The following is a 13,836-nucleotide window of genomic DNA, read 5'->3' on the forward strand; positions in this document are numbered from 1 at the left end:
AAGGATGACCTTACCTGCGGTCCTGGTGCCCGCGGTCGGCCGCCGGGGCGACCGGTACGGCGCCGACCGCGTCGATCTGTGGTGCATTCTGCTCGCCCGCGCCTCCGGCGCCGTCCGCAGCGACCGAGGGCTTGACGTGCGGGGAAGGGAACCGATGATGGCGAAGTGAGGACACAGAACGGCGAGTCGGTGCTGGCGAGGGCCGTGCGGATCTTCGAGGTGTTCACACCGGAGGAGTCGGCCCTGACCGTCTCGGAGATCTCCCGACGCACGGGGCTGCACGTGGCCACCGCCTCGCGGCTGGTGGCCGAGCTGGTGTCGTACGGGTTCCTGGCCCGGGACGCCGATCGGCGGGTCCGGGTCGGCATGCGCATGTGGGAGCTGGCCACCCGGGCCTCGCCCACTCTGTCGCTGCGCGACGCGGCCATGCCGTTCATGGAGGGCGTCCACGACGTCGTAGGCCATCATGTGCAGCTCGGTGTGCTGGACGGCGACGAGGTGCTGTTCCTGGAGCGACTGGCGGCGCCGGGCGCGGTCGTCAACTACACCCGCATCGCGGGCCGCCTTCCGTTGCACGCCTCCTCCAGCGGCCTGGTCCTGCTCACTCATGGCCCCGCCGAACTGCGTCGGCAGGTGCTGGAGGGGCCCCTGCGCCGCTACACCGCGGACACTCCCGACACCGCCGCCCGGTTGCGGGGCGTGCTGGCCGAGGTGCGTCGGCAGGGGTACGCGTACTGCCCGGGGTATGTGCATCCCGACGCCCTGGGCGTCGCGGCGCCGGTGCGCGATGCACGCGGTGAGGTGGTGGCCGCGCTGGCGGTGATCGTCCCCAACGAGGCGGGGGCCTCGTCGGTGGTGCCGGTGGTGCGGACGGCGGCACGCGGGATCTCCCGTGCGCTGGAGGCGGGCGGAGGTGCGTCTCTCACCGGTTGAGAATGCTGCCGCTGGTGTCCGCCGTCGCCGGTGCCCTGGTGGACTCACGGACGTCCGCCAGGCCTGGCGGCGACGGCTGATTCACCCGCTGACTCACCTGCTGACTCACCGAAGGAAGGCGGAGGACGCCTCCTCGGCGTCGTAGCCGTAGATCCAGCCGTTGCCCACCAGGGGGTCGGACCCGGCGAGGGCGGTGTCGCGGGCCTGCTGTTCGGGCCCGTCGGGCAGGTGGTTGATGTCGCGGCGGCCGTGACTGACCTCCTGGAGGCGGGTGGTGCGTTCGATGCGCGCCGACTCGTACTGCTTCAGGGCGTGTTCGGGATCGTCGGTGGTCGCGGCGAGGCAGCGGGCCAGTACGGCGGCGTCCTCGATGGACTGGGCCGCACCCTGGGCGAAGAACGGGAACATCGGATGTGCGGCGTCACCGAGCAGCGTGATCCGGCCACGGCTCCAGCGCTCCAGGGGTGCCCGCTCCAGCAGCGCCCAGCGGCCCGGTGCGCCCCCGGCCGCGATCAGTTCCGTCACCCGGGGGTCCCAGCCGGCGAACTCGGCGTGGAACTCCTCGACCGTGGCTGTCGCGCTCCACGACTCGTCGGTGTAGTCCCCGGCAGGGGCGGCGGCGAAGACGTTGACGGCCTCGCCGCCGGCCAGCGGGTAGTGGACGAAGTGCCGTCCGGGCCCCAGCCACAGCGTCTGGGCGCTCCGACGCGCGAAGTCAGGGACGGCCGCGGCGGGCACGATGGTGCGGAAGGCACACAGGCCGGAGTACTCCGGCGGCGCGGGTTCGGCCACCGCGCCGCGGACGACGGAGTGCACACCGTCGGCGCCGATGACGACATCGGCCTCGACCCGGCTGCCGTCCGCGAAGTGCAACAGCGCGCCGTCCGGGCTCGTCTCGACGGCGACGCACCGGGCGCCCAGCCGAAGCCACTCGCCGGGCACCGCCGCTTTGACCGTGTCCAGCAGATCGGCCCGGTGGGTGACGTAGGTGCGCTCACCGTAGAGCCGCTCGCACGCGTCGCTGAGCTTCTCCACCGACAGCACCCTGCCGTCCGCCCAGCGACGGAACTCCCAGCCCCAGTCCAACGGCACGGCCCGGCGCAGAAACCGCTCCATGACGCCGAGACGGCGCAGCAGCCGTACCGCGTTGGGCGCCACGACCAGTCCGGCGCCGACCTCGGTCAGCGCGGGCGCCTGCTCGTAAACGGTGGCGGTCAGCCCCGCACGGCGCAGGAAGGCGGCGGCGGCCAGACCGCCGATGCCACCCCCGACGACGGCGATGCGCGGGCCGGGCACAAGAGCGGGCATGAGGCCACTCCTCTTCTTTGAGTTCTTCGGGTTCTTCGGGTTCTTCGAGGGCGAGGGTCCTGGTGACACCTCGATCCTCACCGGTGCTCCGTACCGCCGAGAACGGTTATGTTCATTCAATGGACATCCTTTTTCGGCAGGCTTCACCGGGGGTGGAGACCTGATGCCCCGTACGAGTCAGCCCGGCCGGAGCGTGGGTTCGCGGCTGTTCGAGGTGCTCTTCGCGTTCCGGCCCGGCCGGTCCCGGCTCACCCTCGCCGAACTGACCCGGGAGACCGGCCTGCCCCATGCCACGGTGCGCCGGCTGGCACTGGAACTCGTCGAGGCCGGGGCGCTGGAGCGGGCACCGGACGGCGCGTTCATCGTGGGCATCCGGCTGTGGCGGCTGGGCACGCTGGCGCCGCTGAGCGTTCCGCTGCGCACCGCCGCACTGCCGTTCATGGACGACCTGCACACCGCGCTGCGCCAGCACGTCCAGCTGGCGGTACTGGAGGGCACCGAAGCGGTGCTGGTCGAGCGGCTGTCGGCGGGCAACGCGGTGGACGTCGTGTCGAGGCTCGGCGGGAGGCTGCCGCTGCACAGCTCCGGCGTGGGCAAGGTGCTGCTCGCCCACGCCGGCCCCGAGCTGGCCGAGCAGGTCATCGCGCCGGGCCTGTCGGCGTACACCGAGCGCACCGTCACCGATCCCGCGCGGCTGCGGACGATGCTGGCCGAGTGCCGTGAGACCGGCGTGGCTGTCGTCCGGCAGGAGACGACCCCGGGGGTCGACTCGGTGGCCACCCGTGTCCTCAACGCCGACGGCGAGGTCGTCGCGGCACTGTCGGTCGTCGTGAGCACCGGTTCGGTCGACCTGCGGGCGGTACGGCCGGCGGTCATCGCCTCCGGCCTGGCCGTGTCCCGCAGGCTGGGCTGGCATCCGTCGGCCGGAGTGCGCTAGAGGCCCAGGGAAACTGGCCGGATCAGCCCGGCGAGTGGCTGTCACGCGGTCCCCTGCTGGGCTCCTGGGTTGGCCGGATGGCCCTTACCCTCGCTCCGACGCAACACGCGGATCTTCCCGCCGTATCCGCTGCCGTTGCGCCCCGTGAGGCGGTGGCCGCGCCGGCGGTGATCGTCCCCGACGAGGCGGGGGCCTCGCCGGTGGTGCCGGTGGTGTGGACGGCGGCACGCGGGATCCCCGTGCGCCGGGGGTGGGCGGAAGTTCGTCTCTCACTGGTTGAGAATGCCGTCGCGGGTGCCCGTCGTCGCCGCGCATTCTGCCTGCAACCCAACGACGGGAGGCGACAACGTGGTCGGAACCAGTGTGGTTGCGGATGCCGGGTCCGGCGTTCGCGCAGGGCGGTCCGCGGCGGGGAACGGCACGACTCTGACCGTCTCGGCGAAGGAGGAGGTCGCCGAGGGCGTCGTGTCCCTCGTCCTCGCCCATCCGGACGGTGCCCGGCTGCCGGACTGGACGCCGGGTTCCCACATCGACGTGGTGCTGCCGGACGGGACGACCCGGCAGTACTCCCTGTGCGGCGACCGATGGGACGCCCACACCTACCGGATCGCCGTGCTGCGCGAGCCCGCGAGCCGCGGCGGATCCGCTCAGGTGCACGACCGGCTGCGTCCGGGGGACCGCGTGGGGGTCGGCGGACCGCGCAACCACTTCCCCCTCGTGCCGTCGGAGAAGTACCTCTTCATCGCGGGCGGCATCGGCATCACTCCACTGCTGCCCATGGTGCGCCAGGCCGAACTGCTCGGCGCAGACTGGCAGTTGCTGTACGGCGGCCGGACCCGGGCCTCGATGGCCTTTCACGAGGAGCTCACTGAAGCCCACAGCGAGCGGGTCCATGTCGTCCCGCAGGACGAGCTCGGGCTCCTGGACCTGGCGGCCTGGCTGGGCGCCCCGCGCCCGGACACCAAGGTGTACTGCTGCGGCCCCGCCCCGCTGCTCGCCGCCGTCGAAGCGGCATGCGCCGGCTGGCCGCCGTCCGCCCTGCGGGTCGAGCGGTTCACCTCCGCCGCGCAGGCAGCGCCGGCGCGCGAGACGCCCTTCGAGGTCGAACTGCGCCGCACCGGACGCACCGTCACCGTCACCCCGGAGGTCTCGGTGCTGGACGCGGTGCGCAGCGTCGGCGCCGACGTGCTGTCCTCCTGCGAGGAGGGCACCTGCGGAACCTGTTTGACACCGGTGCTGGAGGGACAGCCGGACCACCGGGACTCGGTACTGGCCGACCACGAACGGGCGGCGAACGACTGCATGTTCCTGTGCGTGTCCCGCTCCTGCGGTGACCGACTCGTCCTCGATCTCTGACACCGAATCTCTGACACCGAACTCTGCCCCCTTCACTTTCTCTCCCAAGGAGCCGTGATGACCGAGGCGCTGGAGCGTGCCGTCGTACCGCCCGTCAGTGACGCCGACCCGTTCGCCCATGAGGTCCTCCTGGACCCCGAACCGCTGCACCAGGCTCTGCGCGAGGCCGGTCCGGTCGTGTACCTGTCGCGCTACGACGTCCACGCGCTGGCCCGTTACGAGCAGGTGCACTCCGCGCTGGTGGACTGGCAGCGCTTCGAGTCGGGCTCGGGTGTGGGCCTGGCCAACTTCCGGCACGAGAAGCCGTGGCGCCCGCCGAGCCTGCTGCTGGAGGCGGACCCGCCCCGGCACGACGCCCCGCGCCGGATCCTGCGCGAGATCCTGGCCCCGCCCGCCCTGCGCCGCCTGCGCACGACGTGGGCCGCGGTGGCCGAGGAACTCGTCGATCAAGTCCTCGACGAGGGAACCGAGTTCGACGCCTTCACGGCGCTGGCGGAGGCGTTTCCACTGCGGGCCTTTCCGGACGCGGTGGGTCTCGGACCGGACGGCCGGGAGAACCTGCTGCCCTACGGCAACATGGCCTTCAACGCCTTCGGCCCGCGCAACGACCTCGTCGCGGCGGACGCGTACCGGGTGGCCGAACTGTCGGCATGGGTGAACGCGCAGTGCACCCGGGAGGCACTGAGCGAGGACGGCTTCGGCGCCCGGATCTGGGCCGCGGCCGACCGCGGCGAGCTGACCCACGAGCAGGCGCCGTTGGTGGTGCGCTCGCTGCTCACGGCCGGTGTCGACACCACGGTGCACGGCCTGGCGGCCTGCCTGTACGCTCTCGCCACCCATCCCGAGGAGTGGCAACGGCTGCGGCAGCGGCCGGAGTTGGCGCGTGCGGCGTTCGACGAGGCGGTGCGCTGGCAGTCGCCGGTGCAGACCTTCTTCCGTACCGCGACCACGGACGTCACCATCGCCGGCACCCTCGTCCCGGCAGGCACGAAGATCCTCATGCTGCTCGGCGCGGCCAACCGGGACCCGGACCGCTGGCACGACCCCGACCGCTTCGATCTCACCCGTGACCCCTCCGGCCACGTCGGCTTCGGCATGGGCCTGCACCAGTGCATCGGCCAGCACGTGGCCCGCCTGGAGGCCGAGGCGCTGCTGACCGCCCTGGCCCGCCGTGTCGAGCGGATCGAACTCGCCGGCACCCCGCACCGGCACCCCAACAACACCCTGCGCGCGTGGGCGTCCCTGCCCCTGCGCGTCCAGCCCGTCCAGCCCGTCTGATCAGGAGGGAAACCCAGCAATGTCCCAGCAGGTACGAGGTGTTGTCGCGCGGGCGAAGGGCGAGCCGGTCGGCATCGAGACGATCGTGATCCCCGACCCGGGGCCGGGCGAGGCGGTGGTACGGATCCAGGCGTGCGGGGTCTGCCACACCGACCTCCACTACCGTGACGGCGGCATCAACGACGAGTTCCCCTTCCTGCTCGGCCATGAGGCGGCCGGCGTCGTGGAGACGGTCGGGGAAGGCGTGACCGACGTCGCGCCCGGCGACTTCGTGATCCTCAACTGGCGTGCCGTGTGCGGGAATTGCCGGGCCTGTCTGCGCGGACGGCCCTGGCACTGCTTCGACACGCACAACGCCCGGCAGAAGATGACCCTCACCGACGGCACCGAGCTGTCCCCGGCCCTGGGTATCGGCGCCTTCGCCGAGAAGACTCTGGTCGCGGCCGGCCAGTGCACCAAGGTCGACCCGGCCGCGTCACCGGCCGCCGCGGGCCTGCTGGGCTGCGGCGTGATGGCCGGCCTCGGCGCCGCGATCAACACCGGCAACATCGGCCGCGGCGACTCGGTCGCCGTCATCGGCTGCGGCGGGGTCGGCGACGCGGCCGTCGCAGGGGCTCACCTGGCGGGCGCGGCGAAGATCATCGCCGTGGACGTCGACGACCGCAAGCTGGAGGCAGCCCGCGGTCTGGGCGCCACACACACGGTCAACTCGCGCGAGACCGACCCGGTCGAGGCGATCCGCGAGCTGACCGGCGGCCACGGCGCCGACGTCGTCATCGAGGCGGTCGGCCGCCCCGAGACCTACCAACAGGCCTTCTACGCCCGCGACCTGGCCGGGACGGTCGTCCTCGTCGGCGTACCCACCCCCGAGATGACTTGAACTGCCGCTGCTGGACGTCTTCGGCCGCGGGGGCGCGTTGAAGTCGTCCTGGTACGGCGACTGCCTGCCCTCCCGTGACTTCCCCGTGCTGATCGACCTGTACCTCCAGGGCCGTCTGGACCTCGATGCGTTCGTCAGCGAGACGATCGCCCTGGACGGCGTCGAGGACGCCTTCGCCCGGATGCACCAGGGCGACGTCCTCCGCTCCGTGGTCGTCCTGTGACGCCCGCCCGCATCGAGCACTTGGTCACGTCCGGCACCTTCAGCCTGGACGGCGGCACCTGGGACGTCGAGAACAACGTGTGGATCGTGGGCGACGACGAACAGGTGATCGTCATCGACGCCGCCCTCTCCGACATGCGCCGGATCAGCTTGGCCGGAATTTCGGCGGGCATCAGCGAGGGCTGGTGCCTCGCCTGACGAAGCTGCCGTGGATTCCGAGCGAACAGCAGTGGCTCGACCTGCTGGACATCGCGCGTGAGGAGCCCATAGGCAACCGCGTCATGCTCGCCCTCGCCTACGACGCGGCCCTGCGGCGCGAGAACCTACTCGGCGTCGACCCTCGCCCGCGATGCCGTGGCCAGGGGCTACAACGACGTCGGCTGCTTCGCCAGGAACGTCCGCACCATCGAAGTCCTCGTCGACCGCGATGCGGTTGCCTCCGGCGCCGCCGCCAGCGGCGATCGTGTCGACCTGGTGAGCCGTGCTGAGAACCCTTGAGCATTATCCAGGTGTGGGCCGGCACGAGAAGATGCCAGAGTCGCCGTCGTGACCTTGATGAACGTGCTCGTCGACTTCGCCCGGACCGGCAGTATCGGCCCGCTTCACTGCGGCATGCCGCTGACCGAGGCCGAGGATCTCCTGGGTCCGGGACGCCCGCACCCCGCTATCCGGATGAGACCGGATATCGACGGCTACCCCCACGCTTGGGACGGCCTCGAGCTGGTTGTCACCCAACGCCTTGTGAGCGGAATCGTGATCAGTCTCCGGCGAGGCTCGACGACCAAGTTGCCGCCGCTGGTCTTGCCCGAATCAGAGTCCTACCCGTCCACAGTGCTCCGAGAAGACCTGATCGCCGGCCTTGATGCAGTCGACTGCCGCCACGTCGTCAACGACCGCCTCACGTTCGGAATGCAATCCAGCATCCTTACCCAACCCGCTGACGTCTGCGCGGTGTTCTTCACGCCTGGCCGTGACGACGACGTGCCCCATCGTGAACGCCTCTATCTCGGCGTGATCCACAAGCACACCGCTTGAATCTTTTTTTGGTGTTGTCGTCGCCGACGGGGCCGGGTCCAGGCTGATCACTGTAGGGGTTGCTGAGTACCCGGCGGCTCGGCGTCGTTCTTTTTCCCCGTTTCCCAGGCGCTCGCTCCGGTGGTGGACGTCCTGTCGGTGCAGTACCCCGGCCGGCAGGACCGTAGGGATGAACCCGGCATCACCGACATGGCTGTTCATGCCGATGTGCTGACCAAGGAACTCCTGCCGTGGCTCGACCGGCCACTCGCCTTCTTCGGACACAGCATGGGTGCGGTCCTGGCCTTCGAGGTGACGCGGAGGTTGGAGTCCCAGCACGGCGTCACCCCGGTGCGGATCTTCGCCCCCGGGCGCCGCGCGCCGTCGAGCCACCGCCATGAGACGGTGCACCTGCGCGACGACAACGACGTGATAGCAGAAATGCGTGAACTCAGCGGGACGGATTCGAGGATCCTCGGGGACGAAGAAATCCTCCGCATGGTGCTGCCCGCAATCCGCAGCGACTACACCGCTATCGAGAACTGCCGCGCGAAGCCCGAGGACGTCGTAGGAACGCCTATCACGGTACTGACCGGCGACGCGGATCCGAAAACACTCTCTGAAATAGGTGATGTTCAAGCCGGATAAGGTGCCCTCGAAGTCAGGCATGAGGGGGATCGCGTTGGAGCGACGGAAGGCGATCGGGATCGGGGCGGGGCTGGCGGTCCTGCCCGCCTGGTGGGCCCTGCGTCAGATGGCGAACGGGGTCGAGGGGGACTGGCGCACCGACACCGCACCGCTGGAGCGCGCGTTCCCGCTGCTGGGCCCGCTCACCGACGCCAAGTGGGTGAGCAGCCGGGACAGCGACCGGGGCGTACCGTCGCCGGAGCTGGTGATCTCGGGCTTCGCCCGGCTGGCACAGGGGACACTTGCCAAGCTGACGGCGGCCCATGCCTTCGTCTCCGAAGCGCCGGCAGATGACTTCTCCTCGTGGTTCGAGAAGCCGCTCAAGGGCGAGGGGCCGGAGAACCCGCAGTGGGTCCGGTCACCCGAGCTCGACCGCGACGGCAGCGGCCACTCCACCAAGCTGTGGTTCGACCGTCGCAGCGACACCGTCCGCTTCTGGGCACTCAATCCGTACGGCTAGGGTCTCTGTGATGTTGTGATCAGTTGGTGGGTTCTTCCCTGAGCCGTACCTGCCGATCGGTGAGTTCGGCCCCCTGTCCCGAGAGGCTGCGGGAGCAGTTCGAGGGAGTGATCTGGCGGTTCTGGTCCAGTGGCCAGTGGCGGCCAGTGGCGGGAGATGCCCGCAGAGTTCGGTCCCTGGCCACTGCCTGCGGAAGTTTTCGGGTCTTGCGGAACGCCGGTGTCTTCCTCCGTTCTGCTGGGAGGCGTGATCGCCGCGGCAGCCGGCGCGGGCCCCGCAGATGGGGGCGGCCCCCAGGAACAGCACGGACCGGCCGAGCGGCGACGCATCCGACGCCGGCTCCGCCTGAAGCAAGCTCTGCTCGACAGGTCCCGGGGCGGCCTGACCAGGCCTCGGACCAGGCCCGGTGCGGTCGCCGCGGACAGGGCCTAGTCGTCGCGTGGAAACCGCGCCTACCTGCGCAGACGCACCATCAAAGCCGTCATCCCCGAGAAGAAGGACCTACAAGCAGCGCAACAACGTCGAGCCGCTGATCAACAAACTGAAGCCTTGGCGAGGGATCGCTACCCGATACGACAAGTAGTTCAGCTCGATCCGGCCGGTTGTGCTTTGCCGCGCCGTTCAGAGGCGGCAGCTGATCTCCATGCCGTCCTCGACGGGGAACGTCACGCTCTGGTATCCGTTCGCCGGGTTGCGTACGTAGTCGAGGTATGGCCGCAGACTGCTCAGGCCGACGTCGTCGGCCACGACGAGTGTGCCGGGCCGCAGCCGCGGCTCGAGAAGCCGCAGGACGGGCAGGCACAGCTCTTTCCAGCCGTCCAGCAGGACGAAGTCCGCGGGGTCGTCGAGGTCGCGGAGGGTGTCGCGGGCGTCTCCCTCCAGCATGGTGATCAGGTCGTCCAGGCCGGTCTCGGTGAAGGTCCGGCGGGTTGCGGCGATCTTGTCCTTGCTGAGTTCCGTGGTGATGACGCGTCCGGTGCCGTTGTCCCGTACGGCCGCGGCCAGGTACAGCGTGGAGATCCCGAAGGACATGCCGAACTCGACGACCGTGGCCGGGCGGACGGCCCGGACCAGGTTGTACAGCAGTTCCCCGCCTCTGGCGGAGATCGGCATGTAGACCTCCGCCACGGCGTCGGCCTGCTCCTGGGGTGTCAGCGGTGCGAACCCGCCGGGCAGCTGCGCGTTGACGCGCGCGGCGGTGACGTCGTCCTGCTCGGCTCGCTCGAACATCCGGCTGAGGGCCGCCTCGATGCGGGGGTCGGCAAGCGTGTGGGTGTGTGTCATGCGAGCTAGAGTAGACGCAACGTTGCGTCATTTCTAGAGGCGATACTCTGATCGACGGGAGGCGAAATGGCATCTGCGACAAACGCCGCCGAGGCGAGCAGCACCGGCGGATCGGGGCGACGTCACCACGGCAACCGGCACGGACGCAGCGAACAGGCCCGGCTGGCAGTGCTGCAGGTGGCCGACGGCCTGCTCGTAGAGAAGGGTTTCGCGGGCGTCACGATGGAGGGCATCGCCGCACGGGCCGGTGTGGCCAAGCAGACGATTTACCGCTGGTGGAAGAGCAAGACCGATGTCCTGATGGACGCCTTCCTCCAGGACGCGACCGAGGACCTCGCAGCTCCCGATTCCGGCGACATCGCCCTCGACCTGCGCGACTATCTGCGCCGACTGGCGTGGTTCCTCAGCGAGTCCGACCCCGGCGCCGTTTTCAAGGCGCTGATCGCCCAGGCGCAGCACGATCCGGTGTTCGCCCAGGACTTCCGGTCCCGATACCTCGACGGGCAACGCCGCCGTGACCGCCTGCCGTTGGAGCGGGCCGTGGACAGGGGACAGCTGCCTGCGGACCTCGACATGGCGGCCGAGACGGACCAGCTCGTGGGCCCTCTCTACTACCGCGTGCTGGTGACCGACGAACCGATCAGCCACGAATTCACCGACGGGCTCGTCGACGCGTTCCTCCAACGGCACAAGTTGACGACGCGGACGAAGTCCTGACCGATCAGCGCACCCAGGGACTGTGGGATGTCGTGATCAATGTCTCCGATCCGAATCCGCCGCCCGGAAGGCGGATCCGGCAGGAAGACGAGCGTGACGCTCAGGCAACTCAGCGACAAACAGCGGCAGTTGATCGAGCCGTTCCTGTTCGATGGGCGAGTACAGCCCGTACCCCGAGCGGTTGCGGGACCAGTTCGAGGGTGTGATCCGGCGGTTCAGGGCAGGCGCGCAGTGGCGGGACACACCGGCAGAAGACCAAGGGCTTCAGCGAGTCGACGGGTTTCCACCAGCAGTCGCACCGAGGAACTTCCCAGAGACCCCGCGACCAGCCGCCCCTGCCCCCAACCTCCTCCGGAAACGGACATCTGCTCACGAACTGCCCTCTGAGTCGGCGAAGAAGGGGACGGCCGGAAGGGCTCGTCCGGGGAGGGGCTGGGCGTGACGTCACAGACGTTCCCGGTGGGGCCTGGAGGAAACGCGCTGTTGACGTCTCGACAGGTGGCGACCAGCCGGCCCGGTAGCCGAGCTGTGCTCTGCGCGTGGTAACTCGGTTGCGATGGGCTTGGTCACCCGGGCGAAGATGCCTGCATGAGCCAAGAGATGGATGAGGTACGCGAAGCGATCGCAGGCGAGCTGCGTCTTATAGACCCCAGCGTGCGTGCATCACACTCGCTCGCCCGACAGTTGCTGGACCCGGACTTCGTGGAGGTCGGCGCTTCGGGGCGGCGGTGGACGTATGACGAGATGCTCGCCGCGATGCCCGAGATGGACGGTGCGGCAGAAAGCGGTCCGCGCTATGAGCCCTCGAACTTCACCGGTGTCCTGCTGGCGCCTGGGCTGGTGCACCTCACCTACGAGACCACGTTGGATGGAAACCGGGCACGGCGGAGTTCGCTCTGGCGCCAGCAGGGTGCGGCCGCGACGTGGCAGATGTACTACCACCAGGCCACGCCCATCCCGCCTGGCAGCATGTAACTGCGGGCCTCGGACGGTGATCGTGTGTTGTCACTTGCATGGGAATAGCGGAGCGTCTCGTGCTGGATCGACTGCGGCAGTTTTTGAGCAGGTCGCTCCCAGAACTTTGGTGCGTCCGTAGGGCGGGCCGTCGGCGGAGAGCTGACGACCAGGCAGGATCGAGGCGATGTCGATGTATCCCTTGCTACTCAGAGCTCGTGAGTTATGGGAGGACCTAGCCCGGGTGCCGGCGTCGTTCGCGCCGACAGGTGGTGTCAATGTAGTGGTTTCCCCAGAATCAGGGCTGTGCCCAGTCGGCTGGGTCGGGGTGGTAGCTCTGGGCGACTCAGCGATCGTGACCGTACCGACTGAGGGCACCGCCCTGATCGTTCGCAAGGCGCTGGCACGACTGTCGGTGAAGGCCATCGCGGACGGCACTTCGGTTCGTAAGGCTCTACCTGTTGCGAGGGCGCTCGGCCCGGCAGCGCTTTCGTATCTGTCACCCGAGGGCTTTCGTCGCGCGGAAGCTGGTGCGCTGTTGGTGGAACAACTGCCAGCCGCTCACCCGGAGCTGCGGCGTCTGGAAATCTCGGCTGGCGACGAAGACGCTGGGGAGGCAGCGCTGGACGAGATCACGTCGCCGGCCTTCGTGGTCCGCGAGCAAGGGCGAGTAGTCGCGGCTGCTGGCTATCGGGCTTGGCCGAGTCGGACCGCTCACATCGGCGTACTGACCGCGCCAGCTGTGCGTGGGCGGGGACTGGCGCGGGTGACAGGCTCAGCGACGGCCGCACATGCCCTCGCCGCCGGCCTGCTGCCGCAATGGCGTGCGCGGCCTCTTGCCTCCCGGCGTGTTGCGGCCTCTCTGGGCTTTGAGGAACTGGGCTTCCAGCTGAGCATCGAGATCGTCTAGTCGTTGAAGACGGGCATGCCGAGGTCGACCTGTTGGGGTCGACCGTCGGTCGGGGTGTTCCTGGGGCTGCTGAGTGTGGCCATCGCAGCGTCGAGGCTGACCTGGAGTCCTTCGACTTCGCCGAGCCAGCCGCTGGCGCGGGCCTCGCGGACGTGCTCGTGGAGGTCCTGGATGATCTCGATGAGTCGGGATCGCTGGCGGGGTCGATCTGGAGGACTGGGCAGCGGATGCCCCGTTGGCTGAACGAAGCCTGGAGATTCGCCAGTTCAGCGGGCGCATGGAGTTCTCGGGCACTACGGTCACCGGTCGTGATGAACGATGTTCCTCGACGAGATGTGGCGACCCTGGTGGTGCCTCAATGGGGTCGGCTGGTGGAGATCGGCGACCGGTACGAGCCCTACCGGCTGATCGATCCCGAAGGAGCGCCCGTCGGGGCGGTCGCCGTCTGGTGCCGCCATGGTGTGAGCGCGTCCTCGGCCAGCCAGCGGCGCACGGTGGAGGCGGAGACGGGGCCGGCGATGCCCCGGACCGCGAACCGGCCGCGCTAGCAGTGGACCGTGTCCAGGTGCAGGCCGGTCTCGCGGGCGCTGCGCGCGTGGGGGCGTCTGCGGGCGGCATGCAGCACCACCTGCGCGCCTATCCGCCGCCGGTGTTCGGTCCTTTGGCCGTGGGCCATTTTCTTCAGTCGCTTGCCGCTCAGCAGGGCGCAGGATTGGTCGGCCGGGCGGCGGCAACGGGCGAGGCGGACAGGCCGATCGGGAGAAATGGATCACGGCAGGACCTAGCCTGCCGTATCCGGGGAGCGGCCTGTCCGGCACGACGGGCACCATGCCTTCGCCCCCGGAACACACCCCCTCGCCCCCGGAACACACACCTCTCCCTCGAAGCGCGCCTCG

General features: G+C 69.6%; 13 protein-coding genes and 4 pseudogenes. 15 read left to right on the forward strand and 2 right to left on the reverse strand.

What is annotated here, in order from left to right:
• Positions 1-4: 4 nt before the first annotated feature.
• Both ACWCPF_RS24560 and ACWCPF_RS24565 read left to right on the forward strand, forming a co-directional pair.
• Entirely contained in the window at positions 5-169 is a 165-nt protein-coding gene (locus ACWCPF_RS24560; RefSeq protein ID WP_451047219.1) for a hypothetical protein, read from the forward strand.
• The gene (locus tag ACWCPF_RS24565) at positions 166-933 is read left to right on the forward strand and encodes an IclR family transcriptional regulator (protein WP_451047220.1); all 768 of its coding nucleotides are present in this window, start codon (positions 166-168) and stop codon (positions 931-933) included. The genes ACWCPF_RS24560 and ACWCPF_RS24565 overlap by 4 nt, the downstream gene beginning before the upstream one ends.
• Before the next feature lie 105 nt (positions 934-1,038).
• On the opposite strand, the gene ACWCPF_RS24570 is transcribed toward ACWCPF_RS24565, so the two are convergent.
• Positions 1,039-2,241, reverse strand: coding sequence for an FAD-dependent monooxygenase (locus tag ACWCPF_RS24570; RefSeq protein WP_451047221.1), 1,203 nt, complete (start codon positions 2,239-2,241; stop codon positions 1,039-1,041).
• 163 nt (positions 2,242-2,404) lie between these two features.
• Here ACWCPF_RS24570 and ACWCPF_RS24575 point away from each other — a divergent pair, with 163 nt between their 5' ends.
• The 9 genes and pseudogenes from ACWCPF_RS24575 to ACWCPF_RS24615 all read left to right on the forward strand — a co-directional run.
• A complete protein-coding gene (locus ACWCPF_RS24575) occupies positions 2,405-3,178 on the forward strand; it encodes an IclR family transcriptional regulator (RefSeq protein WP_451047222.1) in 774 nt (257 codons plus the stop codon).
• 348 nt (positions 3,179-3,526) lie between these two features.
• Positions 3,527-4,534, forward strand: coding sequence for a PDR/VanB family oxidoreductase (locus tag ACWCPF_RS24580; RefSeq protein WP_451047223.1), 1,008 nt, complete (start codon positions 3,527-3,529; stop codon positions 4,532-4,534).
• 57 nt (positions 4,535-4,591) lie between these two features.
• Positions 4,592-5,812 (forward strand): cytochrome P450, encoded by a 1,221-nt coding sequence (locus ACWCPF_RS24585; protein WP_451047224.1) that lies wholly within the window; start codon positions 4,592-4,594, stop codon positions 5,810-5,812.
• A gap of 19 nt (positions 5,813-5,831) precedes the next feature.
• Positions 5,832-6,915, forward strand: a pseudogene (locus ACWCPF_RS24590) (S-(hydroxymethyl)mycothiol dehydrogenase).
• Positions 6,912-7,040, forward strand: a pseudogene (locus tag ACWCPF_RS24595) (MBL fold metallo-hydrolase); the annotation flags it as partial. The pseudogenes ACWCPF_RS24590 and ACWCPF_RS24595, both read left to right, overlap by 4 nt.
• 420 nt (positions 7,041-7,460) lie before the next feature.
• On the forward strand, positions 7,461-7,949 hold the full coding sequence (locus ACWCPF_RS24600; RefSeq protein WP_451047225.1) for a hypothetical protein: 489 nt from the start codon (positions 7,461-7,463) through the stop codon (positions 7,947-7,949).
• 78 nt (positions 7,950-8,027) lie between these two features.
• Positions 8,028-8,576, forward strand: a pseudogene (locus tag ACWCPF_RS24605) (thioesterase II family protein); the annotation flags it as partial.
• A gap of 34 nt (positions 8,577-8,610) precedes the next feature.
• Complete coding sequence (locus ACWCPF_RS24610) at positions 8,611-9,075, forward strand: hypothetical protein (protein WP_451047226.1); 465 nt, start codon at positions 8,611-8,613, stop codon at positions 9,073-9,075.
• 49 nt (positions 9,076-9,124) lie between these two features.
• Positions 9,125-9,655: pseudogene (locus ACWCPF_RS24615) on the forward strand (hypothetical protein); the annotation flags it as partial.
• A gap of 41 nt (positions 9,656-9,696) precedes the next feature.
• On the opposite strand, the gene ACWCPF_RS24620 reads toward ACWCPF_RS24615, so the two are convergent.
• Positions 9,697-10,359, reverse strand: coding sequence for an O-methyltransferase (locus ACWCPF_RS24620; protein WP_451047227.1), 663 nt, complete (start codon positions 10,357-10,359; stop codon positions 9,697-9,699).
• A gap of 66 nt (positions 10,360-10,425) precedes the next feature.
• Between ACWCPF_RS24620 and ACWCPF_RS24625 the strand changes: the two genes are divergently transcribed.
• The 4 genes from ACWCPF_RS24625 (at position 10,426) to ACWCPF_RS24640 (ending at position 13,488) form a co-directional block, all read left to right on the forward strand.
• Positions 10,426-11,076, forward strand: a complete 651-nt coding sequence (locus ACWCPF_RS24625; protein WP_451047228.1) for a TetR/AcrR family transcriptional regulator — start codon at positions 10,426-10,428, stop codon at positions 11,074-11,076.
• 588 nt (positions 11,077-11,664) lie between these two features.
• Positions 11,665-12,051 carry a nuclear transport factor 2 family protein gene (locus ACWCPF_RS24630; RefSeq protein WP_451047229.1) on the forward strand — a complete coding sequence of 129 codons (387 nt, stop codon included), beginning with the start codon at positions 11,665-11,667 and terminating at the stop codon, positions 12,049-12,051.
• Positions 12,052-12,385: 334 nt separating this feature from the next.
• Positions 12,386-12,940: a GNAT family N-acetyltransferase gene (locus ACWCPF_RS24635; protein ID WP_451047230.1), complete on the forward strand. Its 555-nt coding sequence runs from the start codon at positions 12,386-12,388 to the stop codon at positions 12,938-12,940.
• A 308-nt stretch (positions 12,941-13,248) separates the two neighbouring features.
• Positions 13,249-13,488 carry a hypothetical protein gene (locus ACWCPF_RS24640; protein WP_451047231.1) on the forward strand — a complete coding sequence of 80 codons (240 nt, stop codon included), beginning with the start codon at positions 13,249-13,251 and terminating at the stop codon, positions 13,486-13,488.
• Positions 13,489-13,836 lie beyond the last annotated feature (348 nt).

Source organism: Streptomyces sp. NPDC001858 (genome assembly GCF_053594615.1).